The following is a 26,534-nucleotide window of genomic DNA, read 5'->3' on the forward strand; positions in this document are numbered from 1 at the left end:
AAATATTCGACCATTTAAACCGCTTGTAAATTAAAGCCGATGGCATTCAATACTTTCTGCTCTTCTTGTAAATCGGCATGAATGAGCGGGTTGTGCGTTAAAAAGCCCTCATCAAATTGTAACTGCCAATAATCTGGCGTAATTTCTAACGCCAGATTTTCTGGCAAATGAGTGGCTTGTCGAGAACGATTTAACAAAATCGCTAACCGGAATAAGCGTAATAAAGTCATAATATCTCGATACTGATAGCGATTTGTGCTACGAATATCACCGCGCTTAAAGCATTTTAAATGATAGCGCATCAAGGTAGCTAATAAGTTTTGTTGCTCCGCATCAAACCCGGCTAAAGTACTATTGGCAATCATGTAGGCAGAATGTTTATTGATATTATTATGGTTAATAACAATACCGATTTCATGCAATACGCTCGCCCATTTGAGCATTTCACGTAGTTCGGGAATTTGACGGCGATTTTTCCATAAGTGAACTTGATCAAATAAACGCAATGCGGTTTGCTCTACTCGATGGGCTTGGGCACGATCTAAGTTAAACTGAAGTGCAAGGGATTCTGCCGTACGCTGACGGATATCATCAACCTGAAAGGCTTTTTCCAATCCATACATAACACCTTCACGTAGTGCGCCATCAGAATATCGCATACTTTCAATTTTAAAGGTATGAAAAAGTGCCAACAAAATAGCTAGTCCCGGCATTAGCACATCTGCACGCTCTTCAAGTAAACCTTTTAATTGAATATCGTGTAAAGAATTAAATTTTAAGCAGTCATGAATAATCGCTTGTAACCGTTTTTCGTTAATAACGCCATCTCGATAACCATTAGCAACAAGCACTTTCGATACCGTTTTAATGGTGCCGGAAGACCCCAATACATGTTGCCAACCTAACGCTCGATAATCGGCTTCTAAATCTTCAATTTTTTCCATTGCAAGCTGATACGCTGCTTGGAACCTTTCACGTGTTAATTCCCCTTGAGGAAAAAAACGCTTAGCAAAACTGACGCACCCCATATGTCGGCTTTCTGCACGGAGCGGTTGAAACTCATCGCCAATGGTCATTTCTGTAGAACCACCGCCGATATCAACCACAAATTTCCGTCCTTTTTCGGGTTGGGTATGGCTAACACCGGAATAAATTAAACGAGCCTCTTCTTGCCCTGAAATAATTTGAATATCATAGGGAAAAACTTTTTTAGCTTGCTCTAAAAATTCTTGGTTATTTAAAGCTCGGCGTAATGTATAAGTACCGACTACTTTCACATTTTCAGGCGCAAAACCTTGTAAACGGTCTGCAAATAACGCCAAACAATCCACGCCACGTTGAATAGCCGCCTGATTTAAAATACGATTTTCATCTAAACCATCGGCTAAGCGTACTCTCCGCTTAAGGCGAGAAAGCACTTGAATCGATCCGTTCACGATACGTGCTACGATCATATGAAAACTGTTTGAGCCGAGATCAATGGCTGCAAATTCTCGTTGGGAATTGGCGCCGGAATGAATATCAGAATGCATTAGCAAATACCCTGCTTTATGGAGTGACGTAGATTTAAATGATTTGAGTGTATCATTTTTTCTTAATAATCGCTTTGTTTTCCTCGGCTTTTTTCACTTTTTTTGATGTTTCTTTGTGCAAATGCATGATCTGCTGTAAAAGTTTTTGACGAATGGATTTAAAAGGTCTAGGATTTATAGCGTTTTTATTTCTATCTTTAATTTAGAGGATCTTTCTATGGCTGATGTAAAAAAACAATCTTTCCAAGATATGTTAGATTATGTGCATTTATACCGCTTAAAGAATAAATTACATCGTGAAACGGCTGATAACGACCGTAAAATTCGCGATAACCAAAAACGCGTATTGTTACTTGATAACCTCTCACAATATATCAATGATTCTATGAGCGTGAATGAAATTCGTGCGATCATCGCTAATATGCGTGATGACTATGAAAATCGTGTTGATGATTATATGATTCGTAACGCTGAGCTCTCTAAACAACGCCGTGAAATTCGTCAAAAAATGGCAGCTCATAAACAAGCACCAACAGAGAAAGCTGAATAATTTTCATAACTCCAACCAAGCGGTTAATTTCTGCAAATTATTTGCAATTTCTTTTAACAAATTAACCGCTTACTCATCTTATTTGTTTAATCCTTCATCATTTCACTTCATTTGATTAATTTATACTTGACACTTTGTAAAAAAAGCGTATTTTTAGTTCCGTTGTCGCAAGCCAATCGTTTGCGAAACAGAGAGGCGCAACATTCAGGTAAGCTAATCTAAGGCAACTAGGGCCGATTGAGGATTAGACGATGGGAGTGATTGCCGAGGTGTGAATTCACTAGACTGGAATGAACATCGGCTAGGTTAGGTTGAATCCTACTAGCTGTCATTTAAAACACATTTGTTTTAAATGGAGTGCTCTGATTGAATGGTACCAACCGACTAATCTACTCAATTTCCTTTCCGAATCCACTACAACCACATTTTTTATTATCTTTTTAGGGAAATCTTATGTCTAAACTTTCTGTGGCTAAATTTGGTGGTACCAGCGTTGCAAATTTTGACGCTATGACATTATGTGCAAACATTGTAACAACAGATCCAAATACACGTGTTGTCGTATTATCTGCTTCAGCAGGTGTAACAAACTACTTAGTGGAATTAGCAAACGGCTGTGATAAAGCTCGCCGTACTGAAATTCTTGAAGCGGTTAAAGCAATCCAATACAACATTATTGACAAACTTCAAGATCAAACGCAAATCCGTACGGAAATTGATACCTTGTTAAATCATATTACTGCGTTAGCAGAATCAGCAAGCTTAGCGACATCGGATGCACTTACTGATGAGCTTATCTCGCACGGTGAAATGATGTCCACTAAGATCTTTACTCAACTTTGCGTAGAGCGTGGTTATCCTGCCGTATGGGTTGATGTTCGTGATATTGTGGCTACGGATAGTCAATATGGAAAAGCCGCACCGAATGATGAAAAAACAAAATCACAAGCTGACGCCATTTTAAAACCACTTCTTTCAGCTGGCAAAGTAGCGATTACTCAAGGATTTATTGGCCGTAACGATGAAGGAAAAACAACAACGTTAGGACGTGGTGGTTCTGACTACTCTGCAGCACTTTTAGCAGAAGTTCTTGATGCTGATGATGTTTTAATTTGGACTGATGTACCAGGGATCTACACAACAGATCCCCGTGTTGTACCAAATGCTCAACGTATTGATACCATGGCATTTAATGAAGCTGCTGAAATGGCAACCTTTGGCGCGAAAGTTTTACACCCAGCAACCTTATTACCTGCGGTGCGTAGCAACATTCCTGTTTATGTCGGTTCAAGTAAAGCACCTGAACAAGGCGGTACTTGGGTAACACGAGATCCACAACCTCGTCCAACATTCCGTGCGATTGCTTTACGCCGTCATCAAACACTTTTAACACTATCAAGCCTTTCTATGCTTCATGCAAAAGGCTTTTTAGCTAAAGTCTTCACGATTCTTGCAAAACACAACATTTCTGTGGATGTGATTACAACATCTGAAGTCAGTATTGCAGTCACTTTAGATAAAACAGGTTCTGCTTCATCTGGTGCCGATATGTTATCACAAGCATTGCTTGATGAATTAAATGAACATTGTCATGTACAAGTTGAGAATGATTTAGCACTTGTCGCTATCATTGGTAACAATTTGCACACACAAGCCGGTGTAGCAAAACAATTATTCCATCACTTAGAAGGCTTTAATATTCGTTTAATTAGTTATGGAGCAAGCACAAATAATGTATGTACATTAGTGAAAAACCAAGAAGCTGATGATATTGTTCGTGCTTTACATGCAGGGTTGTTTGAATAAATAAGCTATTATCTAAAACAAAAGGTTGCTAAATGATTTTTAGCAACCTGTTCTAGGTAGAAATGGGCTTAAACCCAGAAGATTACTGGTGGTATCGTGATTTACGCCGTTATGATACAGTGCAACACTCAGGCTTTGGTTTAGGCTTTGAGCGTTTAATCGTATATGTCACAGGTTTACAGAATATTCGTGAAGTAATCCCATTCCCACGTGCACCGCGTAATGCGAATTTCTAGTTTGCAAATGTTTATGAAATCTAACCACTTGTAAATGGTTAAAAAAGGCGAAAATCTTATGATTTCCGCCTTTTGTTATACCAATTTAATACCACTTAAATAACCATTCACCTTCTGGTTGCTTAATTGCGGTGTAATCTCTTTTTACAGTTTCTTCACTTTGCGGTGAGATATAGTAAACAGAGAAACTAAATGCATTAGCTGTTTTTTTATTGATATTGTTAATTCTTAGTACATCTGCACAACCTGATTTATGATAATGTAGGCTATAAGACAAATCTGCGTGAATACCACCTTCAGGATCGGTATATCGCTGCATTTGTTTTGAAGTTGCCATACATGCTACGGATGCTACCATTTTTTCAATAGTCGGTTTTGCATCATTGAATAATTTCATTGCATCTTTACTTGCTTTTGCTTTATTTGCAGCAGTTGTCACTGAAGCTTGAGTTTTACTGTCAATATAAACAGTCGAAGATGATGAACTAGAAGAAGGGCTACCAGATAGGACAGAATTGACAGCACCTAAAGTGCTATTGACAGAAGAAAGGACATCATTGACACCTTGACAAGCGGTAAGACTTAAGCAAGCTAACGCTGAAACGCTGAAACGCTGAAACGCTGAAACGCTGAACGAGATGATACCTTTTGTTTCATTTTTTTCTCCTATTTTTTGATGAAATTCAGTTAAAGAATACTAAGTTATTATCGAAATAACAAGTACTCATCCTGTGAAAACAAATTTTACCTCCTAACATAAACTACTCTTAAAGTTTGTTAGTTCCCTTTTATTTCCTATAAGTGTAAAAAATAGACTCAAATTAAATAACCCTATACAGTTCATATAGGGTTTAACAACGATCAATACTTCCGCTCCACCTCTTCCTTTGTAAACATCACCGGTGTTTTTACGCCTTGTAAGATCTGATAGTAATAGTCGTAAGCTAATACGTTCTGCACATAACCTCTTGTTTCAACAAAAGGAATTGACGCAATAAACTCATCAAATGCTAATCGACCGCTTGCTCGTTTCAACCACTGCTCTACCCGACTTGCACCGGCATTATAAGCTGCAGCAATTAAGATACGGTTATTCGGATATTTTGCATTTAGCTCCGTTAAATGGGTTGTTCCTAGCATAATATTACGGAACGGCTCTAAAAGATCTCGTTCACTTTGGAAAGGAAGTAAATTATCTTTTGCTGTTTTTTGCGCCGTAGAAGGTAACATTTGCATTAGTCCTATCGCATTAGCATGAGATTTGACTTGCGGATTCCACGCACTTTCTTGACGGGCAATCGCCATTGCAAAACTTTTGGGGATAGGCTTATCAACCAAATTCATATCAAACCAATCTGAATAGGCATTGGGTAAGCGAAGAGGGATATAATCCCACGCTTTTGCTTGAATCGTTCCTTCAACTGCCAAGTCATACCAATCTTGTTGCAGAGCCCATTCTGATAATGCTAATTTTTCCTCAAAATTAACCGCTTGCAACCACTCTATCCATAGTACTTTCGCTTGATTCAAACGATTTAATGCTCGTAGTTCCGTTATCCTTTCAAGTTGTATTTTCCAAGCCGAGCGTTGTTCATCTGTGAGAGGCTTAGCCTGTAACATGGCGACTTGATAAGGTTGCCCCAAAGCTTGAGCCGCTAACATTGGGTAAAATCCTCTCTCTTTCGCTAATTCGGAGAGTAAGCGATGTTGATGTTTAGGATCTTGCTTTGCCTGCCAATATCGCCATTCCACTTTATTTTTGGCTTCATTGCTTAATAGTTCTAGCCAGCTTTCTAGGGCTTCTTTTTGATTTATTGCTAAACGTAAACGGCGTTCGGTCAGATTATCGTTTTTCAACACTTTTAGCTGTTCATCTCGCCAAAGTTGAAAAATCGGATCAACATTATCAAACAAGCGACTAATAAAAGAAACTTTCCAGCTATCCACCTCTGTTGCACTAAGCTGCCATTTTTCCGCCCATTGTTGATAGCGTGAGAAATCAGGATTCTCTATTTGCTCTTTTAATGTTTTCACAAATTTAGGAAAGGTCGTTAGAACCAGAACTTTATTTTCAGGAGTAAGCGGTTGATTTTCCACAAAAATTTGCAATGTAGTTGGCTGATTCAATAATGTTTTTACCGATTCTAACCAAGCAATTAACTCTGGTGATTGCGATTGAGTAATAAGATCTTCAAGTCCTTTTTTGGCATCTTGTTGAAATAAAATAACCGCCTTTTGTTTGATTTTATCTGTAGTTTTAAATCCTTTATCTCGCCAGTATGCCTCGATCCCCTGACATTCTGAAGGCAACGTTGCATTATTTAACCAAAATTGGTCAAATTGAGTGAGCAACGCTACCATTTCCACCGATTCTGTTGTTTCATCCTTCGCTTGTTCCAATTCCGGGTTGAGCTGTAACTGCTCTGCAAGCAATTGATATTGTGCAGAAAAAAGGCGACATTGATTTAGTATCGTTGTTGCAGAAATGGTTTTTCCATAAGCCACTAAAGCCGAGAAATCTTGTTTTTGATATAACTGCTCAAAAGGTATTTGATTTAAATTATTTCGCTTTGCGGTGTCCGGATATTTTTCAATAAATGAAGCTAATTCATTCTCGCTAACCATCATCGCTTTTATTTTTGCCTTCATCAACGCCCAATCCGCCTCTTCAATAAGAGGATAATCCGTTAATGATTCACGTAAGCGAGTCGCTAGCGCTAAAGAAGGAGGCGTTAATTTATCTGCTTCCACTAATGCTAGCAGTTGTAAAAAATTGGTTCGTTGGCGTTCTCGTTCTTGTTTTTTATCCTGTTGGTCAGCTAACCACGCTTGCTTAAGCTGTATGCGTTCAACTTCCGTCAAAGGTTGTGTTGTAGGTGTTGCCGTTTTCTCGACCGCTAACGTCAAAGGCGAAAACATTAACATCGCCAATAATGATTTTTTCCACATAGCATTCTCTGTTTATTTTTCGTAAAACATTAGAAGAAAAAGACCGCTTGAAGTTCCCCATATCAAGTCATTCAAGCGGTCATTTTTCTCTTTTTTCTTGCAACTATTCGTCAATAATGACTTTTGCAATGTAATCTAAATTGCGATAATGTTGCGCATAATCAATGCCGTACCCCACCACAAATTCATCCGGAATTGCAAAACCGATCCAATCTACCTCAACCTCTACTTCGCGGCGTGAAGGTTTATCTAATAGGGTACAAATGGTTACTGAACGTGGTTCACGTAATTTTAAGATATCACGCACTTTACTTAGCGTAAAACCTGTATCAATAATGTCTTCAACAATAAGTACATCTTTGCCACTGATCTCACCATCAAGATCTTTTAGAATTTTAACATCACGGCTTGATTCAGTTCCCGAGCCATAACTTGAAGCGGTTAAAAAATCCACCTCCACAGGTAAATCGAGTTGGCGAACTAAATCCGCCATAAACATAAATGAACCACGCAATAATCCTACCACAACAAGGTTTTGACTACCTGATTTCTTATAGTGGGTGTTAATTTCTGCTGCTAATTCAGCAATTCGAGTATTCACGTCTTGCGTGCTAATCAATGTTTCGAGATGATGTTTTTTCATACGTCTTTCCATTATTAAAAGTTGGGCTTTACTCTAACAAAAAAGCAATCGTTTAGCTAGCCATAATCGCCTCAATATCTGCAATCTCTTTTGGGCAACCACTGGTTAGATTTTTGTTACCATATTCCGTCATCAATAAATTGTCTTCAATACGGATGCCAATACCTTTATATTCTTCCGGCACATCCGAATCATGAGAGATATATAAACCCGGTTCAACGGTAATTACCATACTAATTTCAAGCGGACGACTACGTTCTTGGCTATAATCGCCCACATCATGCACGTCTAGCCCTAGCCAATGCCCTAAACCATGCATATAGAATTGGCGGTAAGCTTTCTCTTGAATCAACGTTTCTACATTACCTTTCAAAATACCTAAACGCACCAATCCTTCCGTTAGCACCTCAATGACTCTGTCATTTGCTTTTTTAATAGAGCTACCTGGAACTAATAATTGTATCGCTTCTTTTTGTGCCGTTAAAACTAATTCATAAAGGGCTTTTTGCGGCTCACTGAATTTACCATTGACAGGAATCGTACGAGTAATATCGCCTGCATAGTAAGCAAATTCTGCACCGGCATCAATTAACAATAAGTCACCATCTCTCATTACAGCGTTATTTTCGTTGTAGTGTAAAATACAAGCATTATCACCACTCGCCACAATTGAATTATAAGACGGGAATCGGCTACCAAAACGGGTAAACTCATGCTGGATCTCTCCTTCAATCTCCATTTCATAACGATTTGGACGAGTTTGCTTCATTGCACGAATATGCGCTAAAGCAGAAATATGACACGCTTGTTGAATCAAGGCGATTTCTGCGGTGGATTTAATCAAACGCATTTCAGCTAACATCGGGCGCCAATCAATCACATCTGAAAATACACGCTCAACTAACCCATCGCCCCATGCCTGCCAGCCTTGAGCATAATAACAAGCGGTTAAATTTTGCGTTTTTTCTGCAAAAATAGTTGCGAACGATTCAATATCATAGGCTTGATCAACATGAAGTTGCTCTGCTGCAAACTCCACGCCTAAACGTCTTCCATTCCAAGTTTCCATGAGCGGATCTTTCGCGCGAACAAACATAATACTTTCTGTTTTCCCCGAGCGCTTAATCAATAGCAAAGCGGATTTCGGTTCTGCAAAACCTGTTAAATACCAAAAGTAACTATCTGGGCGAAATAGGTAGTCGCAATCATTATTACGGCGCTTTTCTGTTTCAGTAAAAATAATAAACGCAGAATTATCTTGCATTTGCTCAAATACTCGATTGCGGCGTTCCACAAACTCAGCTTCAGGAAGTTGAGCGAGATAGGCGAGATCCATAAAATCCTCTTTAATTTGTAAAATTAGATAAATTCTATCATAAACTAATGTAACGTTTGGTGTAAGTATTTAGATTTTTCCATTTGATAACCTCATATAAAAACAAAAAATGTCTTATGATCTCTTATTTTCTGTTAAACTAGCTACATGTTCACTATTATGTAGTACTACATAATAACTTTTTTAATAAATCCGGAGCAATAATGGCAAAAAAACGTAGTAAAAATGAAATTGATTGGACTGATGAAGATGAAGAAATTATTTGGGTCAGTAAAAGTGAAATCAAACGTGATTCAGAGCAACTAAAAAGGCTTGGCGCGGAGATCATTGAGCTTAGCCCACAAAATTTAGAGAAAATTCCCCTTGATGAAGATTTAAAAGATGCGGTACGCCAAGCACAAAGTTTTAAATTAGAAGCACGTCGCCGTCAAATTCAATTTATCGGGAAATTACTGCGCAACCGAGATCCTGAACCAATCCAAGAGGCACTAGATAAAATTAAAAACCGCCATAACCAACAACAGGCGTTATTGCATAAACTTGAATTAGTTCGAGATCAACTTATTGAAATGGGGGATGCGTCATTAAATCATTTAATGGATGAATACCCACAATTAGATCGCCAACATTTACGCAATCTCATTCGTTCAGCGCAAAAAGAGAAAGAAGCAAACAAAGCACCTAAAGCCTATCGTGAGATTTTTCAATACTTAAAAACAGAAATTGCAGAGGGTTAAATGTTAGAAATTTTACCAAAATTGATTCATAGCCATGCCGGCTTTGCTTATTTAAGTCTAATTTTATTGTTAACTCGTGGGGCTTTGAGTGCTAAAGGCGTAAATTGGCGTAAAGTGAAAGTGTTACTAATTGCACCTCATTTAGTCGATACTCTACTTCTGTTAAGCGGTGCGATTGTCGTTTCGGTTTACCTTTCTAATGGTATTTATACGCTTTCAGAATTAAGTTGGTTATTAGGCAAATTTTTATTTATTGTGCTTTATATTGTTTTTTCAGCTAAAGCCTTTAAGAAAACACAACCTTTTTCATTGAAATTTTATCTGCTAGCTGTCGTTAGTTTTATGATGGCAATGATGATTGCTGTTATGCATTAAGAGGCATAACAGACAAAGGGCAAGTTTGAATACTTGCCCTTTTCTTTAGATTATTTAATCAAATTTTTTAACATTGCTAACTTTTCTGCTTTGCTCATCGTATTTTCTGCCACTTGATTTAACTCATTTACTAAATTAGGCTGCTGTTCTTTTTGTATATAGGTTACACCTTGATCCTGTGAAATCTGAGCTACATAAGCGGTCAATTCTTCCAATAATTTTACCTTTTCTTCATCATCGTGATGAATTTGGAATAATGTTTCGATGGATTGTGCAAATTGCTCCGCCCGTAAATCCAGTTGTTGATGACAATACTTCTGCCATTTAATTTGTTCAGCGCGTGTTAATGTTTCCGGATAATGCCTTGCTCGATAGTGGAACAATAATTTTTCTACACGAAGATCCGCAAATTGTAAGCCGTGATGGGCTAACTCTTCTGGCGCTAAGCTACGTAAAATACTCATATTATTTTTATCCGCTTGCGAGAAAAAGCCATCATAAAGCGATGTTTCAACATTATCACTCGGTGCAAAAGTACGATCTTCAGTAAAAATCTCAATCACTTTCTCACGCACAAGGCTTTTTTGTGCCTTTAATGCTTTTAAATTCTCTAGGCATTGTTCTCTATCAATACCTAAACGGGCAGCATTTTCGGGAAGTAATACTTTTGCCGGTGCGAGAATAGGACATTTATTGATATGCACTAACTTCAACGGCACTGGCTTTTCTTGTTCAGAAAGCTCCGTTCTTTTTGTATAAAGACGATTTTTTAATACTTCGCTACTTTCATTTAATAAACCTTGAATATCGCCCGATAAATCACACACAATAACCGCATTTTGATTTGTTGGATGCCATGCAAGGGGTACGACCCAAGCTGTATTACCACGATAATTCCCTAACATACCTGATACGTGAACAAGTGGTGTCATTTCAGCTGTATCAATCAATTTTTCAATTTCTTTTTTTCCACGATGCTCAAAGAAAAATTGAAATAATTTAGGCTGTTTCTCTTTGATCAATTTTGCCATTGAGATGGTTGCATATACATCCGACATAGCATCATGCGCATTTTCGTGGGCAATCCCATTGGCTTTGGTCAAATTTTCTAATTTAAAATTAGGAATTCCCTCTTCGTCTTTTACCCAGTCAATCCCTTCCGGACGTAATGCATAACACGCACGTACTACATCAAGCAAATCCCAACGAGAATTTCCATTTTTCCAACTATATTCGTAGGGATCAAAAAAATTGCGGAAGAAGGTATAACGTGTCATTTCATCATCATATCGAATATTGTTATACCCGATCACACAAGTATTTGGCTGGCTGAATTCGGCATGAATGCGTGCTGCAAATTCGGGTTCAGAAAGTCCTTCAGCGTTACATTGTTGCGGCAAAATCCCCGTTACCATTACTGCTTCGGGCGATGGTAGGTAGTCGGATGTTTGCTTACAATAAAACATTACAGGCTCACCGATAATATTGAATTGATCATCGGTACGAATGCCAGCAAATTGCGCAGGGCGATCTACGGCAGGATTAACGCCAAAGCTTTCGTAATCATAAAAGAAAAATGTTAATGCTTTTTCCATACTAATTTTATCGTGAAATCAAATTAGTATGATTGTATCACAACCTAGTCCTACCGTTAGTAAATCTCGCTCAAAAAAAAGCCCGTATTCAATATTCGAATACGGGCGGAGGTCTTATTAAGAAAATGAAAAAAACTTGCTGCTGATAAATCAGTTACGTTTAATCAGACTCTAGGAAAACGGAAAAGTTCATAAAAAATAGAAATTTTTCTATTTAGTGTTGAACCTATTCTTTAGGTTTAATTTCAAGAGAATGTCATTTTAATTTAGTATCTTTATTCCCAATAAGAATCTATTCGTTTCCATTTTGACAATTGAGAATATTCCACTATAAAAAATCGGCACCCTAATCCGTTGAAGAGTTACTCCAAGTTTTAGAGTACAGATCATAAGAGGCACATTAAAGCATCATTATTATGCAATACTCGCATTAATGGATTTTAACACCGCCAAAGGATCTTTCGCCTGTGTAATTGGTCTGCCAATCACTAAGAAATCCGAACCTGTTTCAATTGCTTGTTTTGGCGTCATTACACGACGTTGATCGCCAAAATCACTACCCTCTGGACGAATACCTGGGGTAATAAGTTTGAAGTCTTTACCGCAATGTGTACGTAATACTTCAACTTCTTGTGGAGAACATACCACGCCATCGCAGCCTGCGCGTTGAGCTAAATGCGCTAAACGAATAACTTGTTCCATTGGAGAAGCATTAATACCAATTTGCAATAAGTCTAAATCTTCCATACTTGTTAATACGGTTACCGCAATCAATAATGGCGCATCTTTTCCATACGGTTCTAAGATTTTCTTTGCTTCTTCCATCATTGCTAAGCCACCTGAAGCATGTAAATCTACCATCCATACACCGAGATCTGCAGCTGAACGAACGGCACGAGCCACTGTATTAGGAATATCGTGATATTTTAAATCAAGAAAAACATCAAATTTGCGCTCATGAAGTTGTTTTACAAAAGTGGTTCCTAATGTTGTAAACATTTCTTTCCCTACTTTCAAACGGCAAAGTGAAGGATCGACTTGATCTACAAATGCTAGGGCCTCACGTTCGGTTTCGTAATCTAATGCAACGATAACTTTATTATTCATATGGAACTCCGATGATTTTAAATTGTTGTGTCAATACTATGAATAGGTTTAATTTTTTCCCACTGCCGGCAAGATGGGCAATACCAATTTAAACGGTAACTTTGATAGCCACAGTTTAAACAACGATACTTGAATCCTTTTTTTATCTGCTCACCAACCATATTATGAAGCAAAATGAGACTCTCTTTCCCACTTCCTTCTTCAGCTTCATTGATTTGGTAATGAATAAAGCGATGGAAAGTCAGTAAATGAGGATATTGCCTTACCTGTTGGTAAAGTTTTGATTGTGCTGCAGAAACACCATCTTTCTCCTCAATCAATTGCGTTAGTGCTAAGTCCACACCAGCATTATGTTTTACCTGATTCGCTCGGATCAAGAAAATTTCATATCCACCAAGATCTTTTAATGTCAAATAGCAAGTACGTATTTTATCGAGCACTTCGCCTATATAATCTGAATCTTGCATCAAGACTTTCTCATAATAATCCGCCGCAGTTCTAACACGTTGATTTTCGAGATGATAATCACCTAACATCATGGAAGCACGAGCGCATTGTGGGAAATGTTCTAAAGCCTTCTCCAAAAGAGATAAAAATGCATTTTGATCTTCATTTTTAACCGCTTGAGCATATTCACAATAATAATGAGCAAGCGGTATGCGATCTGTTTCCGGTGCTATCTTTAATAACTTCTCGGACACATTAATCGCTTTCTTCCATTCTTTGGTTTTTTGATAAATTGACATCAATTGAGAAAGTGAATTAACCGCAAATTCAGGTTCATCCAGCAAAAGAATATAATAGTTTTCTGCCCGATCATAAAAACCTGCCGCCATAAAATCTTTCGCAAGTTGCTGCTTAGCAAGTAATTTTTGTTCAATGGAGTAATCTGGACTTAAATCTAACGCCTGATGAATCCGCAATGCACGATCAACTTCGCCCCTTGAGCGAAAGAGATTTCCAAGTGTTAATTCTGCTTCAAATTGAGATTCGGTTGCGATTTGATTTTCCGATTCTTGCTTTTGCAACATAGAAAGGAAAAGATCAACGGCTTTTTCTTGCTGATTAGATAAAAGGAAGTTCAATCCCGTGACATAGTCACGGGAAAATTTGTTTTGGATAGATTCTTGATCCTTTTTAGCACTACGTTGCCCCATATACCAGCCATAAAGAGCGGCAATAGGAAGTAAAAGGAACAATAATTCAAGCATTATTCAGCCTTAGGCGTGGTTAATTCGGTAATCTGTTGTGATTGACGTTTAACTCGGCGATTTAACGCTAAGTTTTGAAGTTTTAATTTTAAGTAAAAAATACCAGTCAAAAGCCAGCCTAGGATTAGACCGAAACCAAATAATACCGCTACTAAAGTAGACAAACGAATTTCACTTTGTGCAATAACATAGTTAAAGGTAATTAACTGATCATTATTAGCACCAATGGTAATCCCCACAATAACAACCGTTAAAACAATAATTAAGCCTAATATATATTTCATATCATAACCTCACGTAGTTAAGATAAATCTACACGTTCTTTTAATTCTTTACCCGCTTTAAAATGCGGAACGGACTTCGCTTCTAATTTGACGCTTTCCCCGGTTTTAGGATTGCGCCCTACTCGTGCATCACGATGGTGTAAAGAGAAACTACCAAATCCTCTAATTTCAATACGTTCACCATTTTCTAAAGAGAACATTATTTTCTCAAGAATTTCTTTTACCCCGTCTTCAACCATACTTAAATGAAGTGAGGGGTTTTGTGAAAATAAGTTATCAATCAATTCTGATTTCGTCATTTCTTTTCCACCTATACGAATTATATTTAAAGAAACGAATACCCTTTGCTTAAATATAACACGTAGATAAGCGGGTATGCTTTACATACCCGCTTTAGAGAAGAATAAATTAATTATTCGCCTTTAGCTGCTTTGAATGCTTCTGCAAATGCATTTGGCATAGCAACTTCTTCTTTGTTCACTTGAGCAATTGCTGCTGATTCTTCAGCTTCTGCTTTTGCACGAACAGATAAGTTGATTACGCGAGCTTTACGATCTACACCTGTATATTTCGCTTCGATTGCATCGCCTACTGAAATTACAGAAGTGATGTCTTCTACGCGATCAAGTGTAGCTTCGTTTGCACGAATATAAGCTTCAACGCCGCCTTCTAGTTCAACAGTAACACCTTTTGCATCAACTGCTGTTACTTTACCAGAAACGATAGCACCTTTCTTAGTTGAATCAATGAAGTTAGAGAAAGGATCTGAACTTAATTGTTTGATACCTAAAGAGATACGCTCTTTAACTGCATCAACTTGTAAAACAACCGCTTCTACTTCATCACCTTTTTTGTAGTTACGTACAGCTTCTTCGCCTTGAACTTCCCAAGAAATATCAGATAAGTGTACTAAACCATCGATACCACCTTCTAAACCGATGAAGATACCGAAATCAGTGATTGATTTGATTTTACCTGAAACTTTGTCGTTTTTGTTGTGAGTCGCTGCGAAGTGTTCCCATGGGTTTGCTTTGCATTGTTTTAAACCTAATGAGATACGACGACGTTCTTCATCAACTTCAAGTACCATTACTTCAACAACATCACCAACGCTTACTACTTTAGAAGGGTGGATATTTTTGTTTGTCCAATCCATTTCTGAAACGTGAACTAAACCTTCAACACCATCTAAAATTTCAACGAAGCAGCCGTAGTCTGTTAAGTTAGTTACTTTACCGCTTAATTTGCTGCCTACTGGGTGATTTTGTGCAATAGCAACCCATGGATCTTGACCTAATTGTTTTAAGCCTAATGATACACGTGTTTTATCTTTGTCGAATTTAAGTACTTTAACAGTAACTTCTTGACCTACTGTAACCACTTCGCTTGGGTGTTTAACACGTTTCCAAGCCATATCTGTGATGTGTAATAAGCCATCAACGCCACCTAAATCAACGAATGCACCGTAGTCTGTTAAGTTTTTAACAACACCTTTCACTTCAGAACCTTCAACTAAGTTCGCTAATACTTCTTCACGATCAGCTGAGTTAGTTGTTTCGATTACTGCGCGACGAGATACAACAACATTGTTACGTTTTTGGTCTAATTTGATTACTTTTAACTCTAAAGTTTGACCTTCAAGGTTTAAAGAATCACGTACTGGACGAGTATCAACTAATGAACCTGGTAAGAACGCACGAACACCATTTAATTCAACAGTGAAACCGCCTTTTACTTTACCATTTACAAAACCTGTTACTGTCGCTTGTTCTTCGAATGCTTTTTCTAAAGCAATCCAAGCTTCGTTACGTTTTGCGTCACCACGAGAAACTACTGTTTCACCGAAGCCGTCTTCAACAGCTTTTAATACCACATCAACAACGTCACCAACTTGAACTTCTAATTCGCCTTGTGCGTTTGTAAATTCTGAAGCTTCAATTGCTGATTCTGATTTGAAACCAGTATCAACGATTACATAGCCTTTTTGGATAGCTACTACAGTACCTTTAACAACAGAACCTAAACGAGCTTCGTTAGAAAGGAATTCTTCAAGTAGTTGAGCAAAATTTTCTGACATAATTTTCTTCTTAATAAAAATAAACTACCATCTAACATCCTGTTAAACGGGGTTGATAATAAAAGTAAAGCAATCCATTGCTTCACTGGACTAAAATTAGAGAATACCTTTTGATGAAATATAATCTAATGCTTGTTGAATAACCTCATCAATCGATAAATTTGTCGAATCTAAAAGTAGCGCATCTGCTGCAGGCACAAGTGGTGCAACAGCACGATTTCTATCTCTGAAATCACGTTCTTTTATCTCGGCTAAAATCTCGTCAAAATTAGCATTAAATCCTTTAGATTGCAACTGTTTTACACGTCTTTTTGCACGTTCTTCTGCTGAAGCATCCAAAAAGAGCTTAATTTGTGCTTCAGGAAAAACAACTGTTCCCATATCTCTTCCATCAGCAATCAATCCTTTTTCACTTGCAAAGTCACGCTGGCGTTGTAATAAAGCCTGACGAACCTTAGGGAAAGCCGCAACTTTTGAAGCATTTTGCCCTGCTTCTGCCGTGCGAATTTGGTCGCCAACATTTTCACCATTTAAAATAACATTCACTTCGCCATCTTGCGGAATAAATTGCACATCTAGATTTTGACCGATTTCCGCTAATGCATTTTCATCATTTAATGGAATTGCCTTTTTAGTTGCCGCTAATGCTGTGATACGATAAATAGCCCCTGAGTCAAGGAAATCAAAGCCCAATTTTTGAGCTAAGGCATAACATAATGTGCCTTTACCTGCACCGCTTGGTCCATCTACCGTGATAATCACATTTTTCATATTTTTCCTTATTTTATTTATTCATCATTGATTTGAACATCGGGAAATTCGCCGATAACAACATCAAATTCAAGCTGTTTACCCTGTCTAAGAACAACTACCCTCACTTTGGTATTAGGACTAATGTTTCCTAATACCTCCATCATTTGTGAAGGAGAAACAGCCTCAATTTTATCTATTCTTAATACGATATCACCAACATGAATGCCAGCTTTTTCTGCGGGACCATTTGCAGCCACACCAGTAATCAATACACCTCGTTCTACACCAAGCTGTTCTGCCGAATAGAATAAATCGCTACTTACACCAAAATACCCTCGAATTACTCGACCGTCTTTAATGATCTTTTTCATAATCCCAATAGCTTGATTGATCGGAATCGCAAAATTTAATCCTTCTGCAATGGCATCTGTCCCTGTTACGCTTAGCTCTTTAATTTCACCACTATTCTTCAAACTAATGGTATTGATACCGATCAATTCTCCTGCCGTGTTAATTAATGCGCCACCTGAATTACCTTTACTGATTGGCGCATCCGTTTGGATAAAATTTTGACGAGTACGATCTGATAGCGTATTACGCCCTGTTGCACTAATAATCCCTTGTGTAACACTTTGCCCTAAGTTATAAGGATTACCGATTGCTAATACCACATCACCTACACGTAATTCCCGTTTATTATTTTGAGGAATTGTCGGAAGGTTATCCGCATTAATTTTTAATACCGCAAGATCGGTTAAAACATCATACCCTACCACATAAGCATTAAAGCGTTTTCCATTTTGAAGATAAACATCAATTTGATACCCATCTTTAATAACATGGTTATTTGTTAAAATATACCCTGCGTCCGTCATGATCACGCCCGATCCTAAATTTAGACGCGTACCACTCTCACTACTATTGTCTAATATCTGGGTATAAATATTCACAACTGCCGGAGATGCGACTTTTACAGCATCATGGTAACTTACGATTTCTGGCTGAAAAAGATTAAATTTCTTAACTTGCGTATTCACCCAAGGGAAAACAAACAGAATTAAGGCTGCACAAAACAGACCAAAAATAACCGCTTGAATAATCTTCTTTGCCATTAAAATCTCGCTAAAAATAAAATACTTAGAATATGATTAGTATAACATTATCTTATGATAAAAAAAGAGGAATCATGCTTTGTATCGCCATTCCTCTTTTGATTTTATAACAGTTTATTAAACAATATTACCAACAATAGAACGAGTTTCTAAACGGACTTCTGTTAATTTTACTTTAACCGCTTGCCCGATTTGGTACGCTTTTTCCCCTTTGATATAAAGCGCGATTTCTTCACTACGGTAATCCATTTCATCTTTGTTATCGTGTAACGTTGAATAAGGCACAAAAATAGATGCACCATTTTCTAATACACGCGCTCGAATTCCACCACGAGAAACATCTGCAATTTCACATTCAAATTCGACCGCTTGTTCAACCATTGGGAAAAGATAGCGAGCATATAACCAATCCGCGACATCTCTTTCTACCATACGATTTTGCTTGCGAGCTTCCTGTAATCGCTCCAAAATGCTCGTTTCTACCGGATTAACAGACTTGCCTTGTAAGATCTGTTTGATAATTCGATGATTTACCATGTCGCCATATTTACGGATTGGTGAAGTCCAAGTGGCATAATGGCTAATGCCCAAACCGAAATGCGGCGCAACTTCTGCTTTAAATTCTGCGAATGTCAGATAACGGCGTAAACGTAATTCAAGAAAACTCTCTGGAAAATCTCTCACATCACGTTGCATTTCACAATATCCATCTAAGGTAGCTAAACGTTCACTTGAATAGCGTTCGTTTAATGTTGCTAATGTTGCCTCATCGGTATTTTCATTCGTTAAAGTATTTAATAAAAAGGTTTTTACCGCTTCATAATTTTTAGGGTCAAAACCTGAATGAGTATTAAATATCCCCGTTTGTGCATTAGCATCTAAGAATTGCGCCGCACAAATGTTCGCAATAATCATACTCTCTTCGACAATTTGATTGGCAATACGGCGGTATTCAATATGAATATCTCGTACCGAGCCATCTTCATTTAACTCAAAGGAATAATCGCCTTGCTCTTTAAAAACCAATGCATTGTTTTTGCGCCAGTTAATGCGAGCTTGCGTAAATTGATGTAACCAATCAATCTGCTGTTTTACTTGTGCATTTTCTGGTTGCCACGCATTTTCAACGCCTTCAAGATAATCTGACACATTGTCATAAACCAATTTAGCTTTGCTTTCGACCCAAGCGGAAACGAACTCCGCTTGTTTAACAATATTTCCTTCAAGATCGGTTTCGATAAAACCGACTAATGCTGGACGTTTTTCATTTGCAACCAAAGAGCAAAGATCATCAGATAGCTCTCTCGGCAACATTGGAATATTAAAACCCGGTAAATAGTTCGTAAAACAACGCTGACGAGCTGCTTTTTCAATTTGTGAATTTTCTGGAATATAGGCGGTTGGATCAGCAATCGCAACGACTAAACGCCAACCTGTTTGAACACCATTTTCTTCAATTGGCGAGATATATAACGCATCGTCCATATCTTGAGTGGATGCGCTATCAATAGTAGTAAAATAAAGTTCTGTAAGATCTTGGCGTTCTAATTCATCATTTAGTGCGTAATGTTTTTCTGTAGCCACCGGTTCACGAGGCTGCTCGTGACGTGCTAATGTAACCCACCATGGTGCAAAATTATCACTCTCTTTACAAATAAACTGTGTAACCTGTGCAAAGAAGAAACGGTCATCTCTTAATGGGTGCGTACGTAATTGCGCAACAACCCAATCTCCGTTTTCTAATGTCTCTGTTACCTTTTTATGGGTGTTCGCAGGCATTGGTGCTTTAATACTTGGGTGATCTACCAATAATTGAAGCTTGTTATCTTTGTTATAACGAACCTGTGCAATAAAGCGATCTAACATGGGCTCAATTAGGCTATCAATTTCTACTGATGCCTTATCGCCTTCACGTTTAACCACCGCTTTAACTGTATCACCGTGCATCACTTTCTTCATTTCTGCCGGCGGAATAAAAAAGCTCTCTTTTTCACACTCTAAGAAACCATAAGCTTTATCTGAGGTTTTAACACGCCCTTCAACGTATTCTTTACTCGCTTCAATTTGTTGCTTTAACTGCGCTAATAATGGATTGTTTTGAAACATAAATTCTCTAGTTAGTAAAAATAAAAAGCGGTGCGAAATGCACCTGTAAAATTGACGGGATTATAACGGATTTCAGTCATTCTGTCTGAGAAAATCACGATTTTTCCAGTATTATGGAGTAAATGCACAACCCCTTAATTTGATAAAATGGCATAGTAGACAAAAGGACAGGCATAAAGCCTGTCCTCTAAATCAATTCAATAAAGCAATTACTCTTCGCCTAATTCGCCCATTGCAGTAATGCTAAAGCCCGCATCAACGTGCAACACTTCGCCTGTTACGCCTGAAGCAAGGTCAGAACATAAGAATGCGGCTGAATTACCCACATCTTCAATTGTTACAGTACGGCGTAATGCAGCGGTTTGTTCGAATGCTGCAAGCATTTTCTTGAAGTTTTTGATGCCTGATGCCGCAAGCGTACGAATTGGACCTGCAGAGATCGCATTAACACGGATACCTTCTTTACCTAAATCTGCAGCCATTACGCGAGTTGCTGCTTCAAGTGATGCTTTTGCTAAACACATCACATTATAGTTAGGGATTGCACGTTCTGCACCTAAATAAGAAAGGGTTAATAATGCAGCATCTTTGTTTAAGAATGGACGTGCTGCTTGTGCCATTGCTACAAAGCTGTATGCACTGATGTCGTGGGCGATTCGGTAGCCTTCACGGGTTGCAGCATTTACATAGTCGCCATCTAATTGATCACCTGGTGCGAAGGCGATTGCGTGAACGAAACCGTCAAATTTTTCCCATTTTTTGCTTAATTCTGCAAAGCAGTTTGTGATGCTTTCATCGGTTGCTACATCTAATGGTAATACGATGTCTGAACCAAACTCTTTGGCAAACTCTTCAACGCGTGGTTGAAGTTTGTCGTTTAAATAGGTAAAGGCTAATTCTGCACCTTGTGCTTTCATTGCTTTTGCAATACCGTAAGCAATCGAACGATTGCTTGCTAAACCTGTAATTAAAATTCTTTTACCAGCTAAAAAGCCCATAATCTTTCCTCATTTAACATTAACGTTTTCAAAACGTTGCAAATTATATCTAAAAAACAACCGCTTGTGGGATTATTTCTGTTTGGTCGGACGTTTCCAACCTTGAATGTGTTTTTGTGGCACACGAGTAATCACAAGTTCGTTTTCTGCCACATCTTTCGTAATGGTTGCACCTGCACCAATGGTTGCGCCATTAGCGATAGTAACAGGAGCAACTAATTGGCTATCTGAACCGACAAACACGTTATCGCCGATGACCGTTTTAAACTTATTCGCACCATCATAGTTACAGGTAATCGTACCTGCACCGATATTCACATTTGCACCTACCTCACTGTCACCAATATAAGTTAAATGCCCCACTTTCGAGCCTTCGCCAATGGTTGATTTTTTGATTTCAACAAAGTTACCTACATGAGCTTTTGCTGCAAGTTCAACCCCCGGACGTAAACGAGCAAACGGACCTACATCAGCACTTTCGCCAATCACACTGTCTTCTAAAACAGAATAAGGTTTGATTTCAACATTATCGCCAAGAATAACGTTTTTCAACACACAACCAGCGCCAATTTTCACATTATTACCTAATTGAATATTGCCTTCTAAAATCACATTTACATCAATAGAAACATCTTTACCGTGAGTGATATTGCCACGAATATCAAAACGTTTCGGATCAATAATCGTTACGCCTGCAAGCAATAATTTCTCAGCTTGTTTTTCTTGGTAGAAACGCTCTAATGCGGCTAACTGTAAACGATTGTTTGCACCTTCTACTTCCATAAATTCAGAGGCTTGAACGGCTTGAACGGTAAAACCGTCTTGATTTGCCATTGCAATTACATCCGTAATGTAATATTCGCCTTGAGCATTATTGTTATTTAAACCTGCGAGCCATTTTTTAAAACTTGCTCCGCTTGCAACCATAACGCCTGTGTTTACTTCACGAATTTTTAATTGTTCCGGATTGGCATCTTTTTGTTCAACAATTGCTACCACAGAGCCATTTTCACGAATAATACGTCCATAACCTGTTGGGTTATCTAATTCAACCGTTAATAAAGCAATACCATTTTCCGGTTTAGCTGCAATCAGTTTTTCTAAAGTTTCTTTTTGAATTAGCGGTGCATCGCCATAAAGCATCACAATATTTTCATCATCGGCAAAAAATGGTGCTGCTTGTTGCATTGCGTGCCCCGTGCCTAATTGCTCTGCTTGGAATACCCAATTTACAGGCTCATCACTTAAACGTTCCTTTAATAAATCTGCACCATGTCCATAAATTAAGTTAATTTGACGTGCATTTAATTGTTTTGCTGTATCAATCACATGTTTAACCATCGGCTTGCCGGCAACGGGATGTAATACTTTCGGTAAGTCAGAATACATACGAGTGCCTTTGCCTGCGGCTAAAATTACTACGCTGAGTGCTTGAGTCATGTTTAATATCCTTTGTAAGAGAGTTATGTGAGCATTTTACCAAAAAAATTCATGGATAAGAAAGGCATAAAAAAATAAGCCACGTTGCACTATATAAAATTTCTGATATTTGATTATTCCACTCAACTAAAATTGCGTTATAATGGCTAAGTCATCAAGACATCTCATTGATATATCGCAAGTGTTGTGTATAGGAAATGAATAAATAAAATCTGTTCAACGACATTTCTCGTTTTCATTGTTATACCTTTCTTGCAAATCGATTAACTTTCTCTTAAGGATTTAAGGACTTATGTTAGAGATTTGGCAACAATTCAAACAAAACTATCTCATCAAATATTGGAATCCTGTGGCAGCGGTGATCGCAGCCGGGTTACTTTCAGCTTATTATTTCGGTATCACAGGCACTTATTGGGCGGTGACTGGCGAATTTACTCGCTGGGGTGGACACGCACTACAAGCCTTAGGCATTAATGTGAGTGAATGGAGCTACTATAAAATCATTGGTATGCAAGGAAGTGTATTTACGCGTATTGATGGCGTGATGATTTTAGGAATGTTCGCAGGCTGTATTTCCGCAGCGCTATGGGCAAATAATGTCAAATGGCGAAATCAACCCCATAAACGCCGTATTGTACAAGCCGTTGTCGGTGGAATTCTTGCTGGTTTTGGCGCTCGTTTAGCAATGGGCTGTAATCTTGCGTCTTTATTTACGGGTATTCCACAGTTTTCCGTTCATGCGTGGTTCTTTACTATTGCAACGGCAATTGGCACTTATTTCGGGGTGAAATTTACTTTACTCCCGATGTTCCGTGTGAAATTGGAATTGAAAAAAGGCGCTGCAAAATTACAGGAAACCGACCCTAAACAAGCCACTCGCCGTTTCCGCTTAGGTATGGTAATTTTCTTTGCTTACTTTATTGCTTCGCTTTATGTGATGCAATCTTCGGTTAAACTTGGCTTTGCGATGCTATGCGGTTTAGCTTTCGGGCTTTTAATTGAACGAGCGCAAATCTGCTTTACCTCGGCTTTCCGGGACTTATGGGTAACAGGGCGTGCATATATGGCAAAAGCGATCATCTTCGGGATTATCGTTGGTACTATTGGCGTATTTTCTTACGTTCAATTAGGTGTTTCACCTAAAATTATGTGGGCAGGTCCAAATGCAATTATCGGCGGCTTATTATTCGGTTTTGGCATTGTTTTAGCAGGCGGTTGTGAAACCGGTTGGATGTATCGCTCAATGGAAGGACAAGTCCATTTTATGTGGGTTGGCGTTGGTAACGTGATTGGTTCAACCCTATTAGCTTACTTATGGGACGACCTTGCTCCAGCGCTTGCTTTAGATTACGAAAAACTCAATTTACTCAAAGAATTTGGCGATGTAGGCGGTTTATTAGTGAATTACGCTCTATTGATCCTCTGTTTAATCGCGGTTGTTTGGTGGGAAAAACGTTTCCTAGCGAAAGCAAAAGCGAAAATTGCTGCAACAGCTTGTTGTTCAAACTAATTTTACTAAATAAGGAATTTAATTATGGCTTTTACCGTTGTACAAAAATTGGATAAAGATCCGAAAGAGATTACACCAGATTACACGCTTGATACTTTAGGCGAACCTTGCCCTTACCCTGCCATCGTGATGTTAGAAACAATGCCACAATTGCAAAAAGGCGAGATCTTAGAATTATTAAGTGATTGCGCCCAATCTATCAACAATATCCCCGTAGATACTAAAAACCACGGTTATACCTTATTAAGCGTAGAGCAAGACGGTACGAAATTGCGTTATTTAATTCAACGCTAATAAACAAACATAATAGACAAAAGTCCTCCGAAACGGAGGACTCAGACTACTGACAATATACTCTTATTTGTCTCATTACCCCTTCACTTCGTTATATATTCTACCCCCCTAAAACGAAGTGAAGGAGTGGTACAACCTGATAACATCGTTTACACTCGAACCCAAAGACATCGTTTACATTCTTTCGTAAACTCATCATCAAAATTCCTCAGGAGATTGATGATGCCTTGGATAGAGACAAATGCGATGCAACAGCGTGTACTTTTTATTAAAGCGTGGCTTAGCCGACGCTATACTAAAGTTGAACTTTGTAAACGGTTCAATATAAGTCGCCCAACGGCGGACAAATGGATTGAACGCCACGAACAAGTAGGCTTTGAGGGGTTGAGCGAGTTATCTCGTAAACCGCATCATAGCCCAAACGCCACACCAAAGTGGATTTGTGAGTGGCTTATCAATGAGAAGATTAAACGTCCTCATTGGGGTGCTAAAAAACTGCTAGATAGCTTCGCACGTCATTTTCCTGACGTGAAAAAGCCCGCAGACAGCACCGGCGATTTAATTTTAGCTCGTGCAGGGCTTGTGCAGCCGAGAAAGCTCAAACGGCGTATCAGTGCAGATACTGAGCCTTTTAGCGACTGCACGGCACCGAATACCGTTTGGAGTGCCGATTTCAAGGGGCAGTTCTTACTTGGTAATCAAAAGCTCTGTTATCCGCTTACCGTCACGGATAACTTCAGCCGATTTTTGTTCTGCTGTAAAGGGCTGGCGAATACACGCTCAGCCCCTGTTATCGCTGAGTTTAAACGCCTTTTTACGGTGTTCGGAATTCCTTGTGCCATTCGTACTGATAACGGCTCACCCTTTGCCTCACAAGCATTGGGTGGTATCAGTAAGCTGTCTAAAGCGGCGAAGTAAAACGGCAAGGTAAAACTTTCTACCTCAGTCAAGTACTCACCAATGAGCCAGTTGCCTTTGAGCCTTACGCTGACGGCATTTGGCACATTTATTACCGTTTCCATTTCTTAGGTATTTTTGATGCCCGAGAAATGAAAATTAAACCCGCCACTCAGTGGTATATACAACCCAAGTGAATGTAAACGATGTTTGGATTGAAGAGTTGGAAGAGGCGACTTCATATGAAAACTAGGATTTAATATCGCTTGTTTTTTTTGATCATAAAAGATTCAGCATCTAGTAAAATTACGCTATCTCCAGTAAAATTAAGAATTTATGTATTCTCTTTTGGGGTATTATGTAGCAATTGGCGCAAGGTGGTCATAGATCTTATTTGTGAAGAGTTTGTGTAACTGCTGACTAGGGTTCGTTTATCTTTTCAAAATCAGAACCCTCGTAGTCTTTTAGTGAAAGAGAAATAATAGCTCCTAACATCAATATTTTTTCTAAGGGAAATCATTTTATGAGAAAAGTAGTTTTAACTATCGCAAAAGGCAATAAAACGGAATCTATTGCATTGCAACAAGGAAAAACAGTCATCAAAAAAGCAGAAGGCGCAGTGCGTTATCGCATTACTGATGAGAACGGTGTATTAATTGAGCATGTGCAAGTAGAACAAATTGGTGACGATTTAGTCTTTTATACCCCCTCTACTGAAGAACCTCTTTTAATATTGGAAAAATACAATACCTATTATTCTGGCGAAAATATAGCTAGTGTAGTTGAAAATAGTGTTTCTATAACTAGGAATATTATTGCTAACTCATTAAGTGTAGCGCAATTAACCAGCATTTCTTTAGGAGCTGCTACTACCGCTGTCGTTGCTACAAGCATTTATAATCATGCCAAAGCTAGTACTGTGCCTCATGTAGAACAAGAAACAAACCCTGTTGAACCTGAAACTCAGCCAACTAAGCCGGAAACTC

The 26,534-nt window shown here is 38.4% G+C and carries 24 protein-coding genes, 1 pseudogene and 1 riboswitch; of the genes and pseudogenes, 9 read left to right on the plus strand and 16 right to left on the minus strand.

Annotated features, from left to right (window positions below; genetic code table 11):
* Positions 1-14: 14 nt before the first annotated feature.
* Positions 15-1,532, minus strand: a complete 1,518-nt coding sequence (ppx, locus tag AM305_RS06300) for an exopolyphosphatase (RefSeq protein ID WP_005824207.1) — start codon at positions 1,530-1,532, stop codon at positions 15-17.
* Positions 1,533-1,749: 217 nt separating this feature from the next.
* Between ppx and AM305_RS06305 the strand changes: the two genes are divergently transcribed.
* The 3 genes and pseudogenes from AM305_RS06305 to AM305_RS12015 form a co-directional block, all read left to right on the plus strand.
* Complete coding sequence (locus AM305_RS06305; RefSeq protein WP_005824209.1) at positions 1,750-2,082, plus strand: DUF496 family protein; 333 nt, start codon at positions 1,750-1,752, stop codon at positions 2,080-2,082.
* A 182-nt stretch (positions 2,083-2,264) separates the two neighbouring features.
* Positions 2,265-2,453: riboswitch (Lysine riboswitch) on the plus strand.
* A gap of 82 nt (positions 2,454-2,535) precedes the next feature.
* The gene (gene lysC / locus AM305_RS06310; protein ID WP_005824211.1) at positions 2,536-3,888 is read left to right on the plus strand and encodes a lysine-sensitive aspartokinase 3; all 1,353 of its coding nucleotides are present in this window, start codon (positions 2,536-2,538) and stop codon (positions 3,886-3,888) included.
* A gap of 59 nt (positions 3,889-3,947) precedes the next feature.
* Positions 3,948-4,124 (plus strand): annotated as a pseudogene (locus AM305_RS12015) (amino acid--tRNA ligase-related protein); the annotation flags it as partial.
* An 85-nt stretch (positions 4,125-4,209) separates the two neighbouring features.
* Here AM305_RS12015 and AM305_RS06315 read toward each other — a convergent pair.
* From AM305_RS06315 to pepP, 4 genes are all read right to left on the minus strand, one after another.
* Positions 4,210-4,563 carry a hypothetical protein gene (locus AM305_RS06315; RefSeq protein ID WP_005824214.1) on the minus strand — a complete coding sequence of 118 codons (354 nt, stop codon included), beginning with the start codon at positions 4,561-4,563 and terminating at the stop codon, positions 4,210-4,212.
* A gap of 422 nt (positions 4,564-4,985) precedes the next feature.
* On the minus strand, positions 4,986-7,073 hold the full coding sequence (locus AM305_RS06320; protein ID WP_005824216.1) for a transglycosylase SLT domain-containing protein: 2,088 nt from the start codon (positions 7,071-7,073) through the stop codon (positions 4,986-4,988).
* Between the two features lie 103 nt (positions 7,074-7,176).
* Entirely contained in the window at positions 7,177-7,716 is a 540-nt protein-coding gene (gene hpt / locus AM305_RS06325) for a hypoxanthine phosphoribosyltransferase (protein WP_005824218.1), read from the minus strand.
* Positions 7,717-7,768: 52 nt separating this feature from the next.
* A complete protein-coding gene (gene pepP, locus AM305_RS06330) occupies positions 7,769-9,052 on the minus strand; it encodes a Xaa-Pro aminopeptidase (RefSeq protein WP_005824220.1) in 1,284 nt (427 codons plus the stop codon).
* A gap of 203 nt (positions 9,053-9,255) precedes the next feature.
* Here pepP and yjgA point away from each other — a divergent pair, with 203 nt between their 5' ends.
* Both yjgA and AM305_RS06340 read left to right on the plus strand, forming a co-directional pair.
* Positions 9,256-9,789, plus strand: a complete 534-nt coding sequence (gene yjgA, locus AM305_RS06335; RefSeq protein WP_005824222.1) for a ribosome biogenesis factor YjgA — start codon at positions 9,256-9,258, stop codon at positions 9,787-9,789.
* Positions 9,790-10,164 (plus strand): SirB2 family protein, encoded by a 375-nt coding sequence (locus AM305_RS06340; protein ID WP_005824225.1) that lies wholly within the window; start codon positions 9,790-9,792, stop codon positions 10,162-10,164.
* A 50-nt stretch (positions 10,165-10,214) separates the two neighbouring features.
* Here AM305_RS06340 and sbcB read toward each other — a convergent pair whose 3' ends face one another.
* The 11 genes from sbcB to glmU all read right to left on the minus strand — a co-directional run bounded on the left by sbcB (position 10,215) and on the right by glmU (position 22,847).
* Entirely contained in the window at positions 10,215-11,759 is a 1,545-nt protein-coding gene (sbcB, locus tag AM305_RS06345) for an exodeoxyribonuclease I (RefSeq protein ID WP_005824227.1), read from the minus strand.
* Between the two features lie 414 nt (positions 11,760-12,173).
* Positions 12,174-12,866, minus strand: a complete 693-nt coding sequence (gene pyrF, locus AM305_RS06350) for an orotidine-5'-phosphate decarboxylase (RefSeq protein WP_005819385.1) — start codon at positions 12,864-12,866, stop codon at positions 12,174-12,176.
* 17 nt (positions 12,867-12,883) lie between these two features.
* Entirely contained in the window at positions 12,884-14,077 is a 1,194-nt protein-coding gene (gene lapB / locus AM305_RS06355; RefSeq protein ID WP_005824229.1) for a lipopolysaccharide assembly protein LapB, read from the minus strand.
* Positions 14,077-14,361 carry a LapA family protein gene (locus AM305_RS06360; RefSeq protein ID WP_005824231.1) on the minus strand — a complete coding sequence of 95 codons (285 nt, stop codon included), beginning with the start codon at positions 14,359-14,361 and terminating at the stop codon, positions 14,077-14,079. The genes lapB and AM305_RS06360 overlap by 1 nt, the downstream gene beginning before the upstream one ends.
* A 17-nt stretch (positions 14,362-14,378) precedes the next feature.
* Positions 14,379-14,660, minus strand: coding sequence for an integration host factor subunit beta (locus AM305_RS06365; protein WP_005824233.1), 282 nt, complete (start codon positions 14,658-14,660; stop codon positions 14,379-14,381).
* Positions 14,661-14,773: 113 nt separating this feature from the next.
* Positions 14,774-16,438 (minus strand): 30S ribosomal protein S1, encoded by a 1,665-nt coding sequence (rpsA, locus tag AM305_RS06370; RefSeq protein ID WP_005824235.1) that lies wholly within the window; start codon positions 16,436-16,438, stop codon positions 14,774-14,776.
* Positions 16,439-16,534: 96 nt separating this feature from the next.
* Positions 16,535-17,209 carry a (d)CMP kinase gene (gene cmk, locus AM305_RS06375; RefSeq protein WP_005824236.1) on the minus strand — a complete coding sequence of 225 codons (675 nt, stop codon included), beginning with the start codon at positions 17,207-17,209 and terminating at the stop codon, positions 16,535-16,537.
* Positions 17,210-17,226: 17 nt separating this feature from the next.
* Positions 17,227-18,303 (minus strand): trypsin-like peptidase domain-containing protein, encoded by a 1,077-nt coding sequence (locus AM305_RS06380; protein WP_005824238.1) that lies wholly within the window; start codon positions 18,301-18,303, stop codon positions 17,227-17,229.
* 117 nt (positions 18,304-18,420) lie between these two features.
* Positions 18,421-20,409 carry an exoribonuclease II gene (locus tag AM305_RS06385; RefSeq protein WP_005824240.1) on the minus strand — a complete coding sequence of 663 codons (1,989 nt, stop codon included), beginning with the start codon at positions 20,407-20,409 and terminating at the stop codon, positions 18,421-18,423.
* A gap of 209 nt (positions 20,410-20,618) precedes the next feature.
* Positions 20,619-21,407 carry an enoyl-ACP reductase FabI gene (locus AM305_RS06390; protein ID WP_005819402.1) on the minus strand — a complete coding sequence of 263 codons (789 nt, stop codon included), beginning with the start codon at positions 21,405-21,407 and terminating at the stop codon, positions 20,619-20,621.
* 72 nt (positions 21,408-21,479) lie between these two features.
* Positions 21,480-22,847, minus strand: coding sequence for a bifunctional UDP-N-acetylglucosamine diphosphorylase/glucosamine-1-phosphate N-acetyltransferase GlmU (gene glmU, locus AM305_RS06395; protein ID WP_005819405.1), 1,368 nt, complete (start codon positions 22,845-22,847; stop codon positions 21,480-21,482).
* Between the two features lie 292 nt (positions 22,848-23,139).
* On the opposite strand from glmU, the gene yedE reads away from it, so the two are divergent.
* From yedE to AM305_RS06415, 4 genes are all read left to right on the plus strand, one after another.
* Entirely contained in the window at positions 23,140-24,357 is a 1,218-nt protein-coding gene (yedE, locus tag AM305_RS06400; RefSeq protein WP_005824242.1) for a selenium metabolism membrane protein YedE/FdhT, read from the plus strand.
* A 24-nt stretch (positions 24,358-24,381) separates the two neighbouring features.
* The gene (gene yedF / locus AM305_RS06405; RefSeq protein ID WP_005819410.1) at positions 24,382-24,651 is read left to right on the plus strand and encodes a sulfurtransferase-like selenium metabolism protein YedF; all 270 of its coding nucleotides are present in this window, start codon (positions 24,382-24,384) and stop codon (positions 24,649-24,651) included.
* A gap of 219 nt (positions 24,652-24,870) precedes the next feature.
* On the plus strand, positions 24,871-25,569 hold the full coding sequence (locus AM305_RS06410; RefSeq protein WP_237698379.1) for a DDE-type integrase/transposase/recombinase: 699 nt from the start codon (positions 24,871-24,873) through the stop codon (positions 25,567-25,569).
* Positions 25,570-26,071: 502 nt separating this feature from the next.
* Positions 26,072-26,534 (plus strand): hypothetical protein (locus AM305_RS06415; RefSeq protein ID WP_005824246.1); only part of this gene is annotated, 463 nt, incomplete at its 3' end.

Origin of the sequence: Actinobacillus minor NM305 (assembly GCF_000175195.1) — a bacterium.
Lineage (GTDB): Bacteria > Pseudomonadota > Gammaproteobacteria > Enterobacterales > Pasteurellaceae > Haemophilus_A > Haemophilus_A minor.